Annotated in this window: 1 protein-coding gene; it reads left to right on the forward strand. The window is 64.1% G+C overall.

Features of this window, described 5'->3' with window-relative positions:
* A partial coding sequence (locus tag B7X32_RS20990) for a HAMP domain-containing sensor histidine kinase (RefSeq protein ID WP_292724198.1) occupies positions 1 to 886 on the forward strand: 886 nt, incomplete at its 5' end.
* Positions 887 to 1,121: the final 235 nt, after the last annotated feature.

Raw genomic sequence — 1,121 nt, forward strand, 5'->3', positions numbered from 1 at the left:
GACCCTCGCGGCCGGAATCTACTGGTTCGTCACGTGGACTTTCGATCTAGACCTGGCAACTCAGGACGGCCCCGCAGCGGCAAACACCGTCGAACTCGCTTTCTCGCATCTGCGAATCGCCCTGATCGCAGGGTTCTGCGCTCTGTGCGTGAGCGTGCCGTTCACCAGCTACTGGATGGCCCGCGCCGCGCTGGCACCACTGAGACGCAGCATCGAGCAGCAGCAACGCTTCATTGACGACGCGTCCCACGAGCTCAGAAGTCCCTTGACAGTCATCCGAGGCGAACTCGAACTCGCTCTCCAGCGAAAGCGCACCGCAGAACAGTACCGGCAGTCGATCTCATCAACCCTCGACGCAACCCAGGTGCTCGTCGATCTCACCGAGGACCTGCTCCTGCTCGCTCAGGAAGCGCCGGCAGAGCTTCGTTCTCGGTTCGTGGCCGTCCCCATCGACACGGTGATCAGGGAAGCGATCCGCTCCGTAGAACACAATGTGCGGCACCAGAGCCTCATCGTACGGTCGGATCCAGGCGTGACGGTCCACGGGATCCCCGTGCTTCTCGTGCGCGCAATCTCCAACATTCTCGAAAACGCGATCAAGTTCACCCCCGACGACGGGAAGATCACCGTTGCGGCGACGGCCAGCCAACACACCATCGTCGTTTCGATCACCGACACCGGCCGCGGAATGACTCCCGACGAGGTCCAGCACGCAACCGAGCGATTCTGGCGGAGCCAGGACGCACGTTCTTCCACCGGTCACGGGCTCGGGCTCTCCGTGGTCGAACGCATCGTGAACACGCATGACGGGAGCATTCGCATCACCTCCGCCCCCGGTGCCGGCTCGACCGTCGACCTCCTGTTCCCCGCTCCGCTCGAACGGTAGCAGTCGGACCTCCTCGGGACAATGTCGTGGGCATCCGCCGCCGCGCCGGGAGGTCTCAGCAACGCGGGAAGGGGGCGCCCAGCCAGGCACGCCCCCTTCTCTGTCGACGAGGTTACTTCTCGTTCGCGCCTGCCTCGTTCTGCACGTCGACGCCTTCCGGATCCTGGTGGCCACCGTCGTTGCCGTCGTTGACGGTGGACTCCGTCGCAGAGTTCTCCAGCGTCTCGCCGGCAAT

It is taken from the genome of Microbacterium sp. 13-71-7 (assembly GCF_002257455.1).
In the GTDB taxonomy this organism is placed as follows: domain Bacteria; phylum Actinomycetota; class Actinomycetes; order Actinomycetales; family Microbacteriaceae; genus Microbacterium.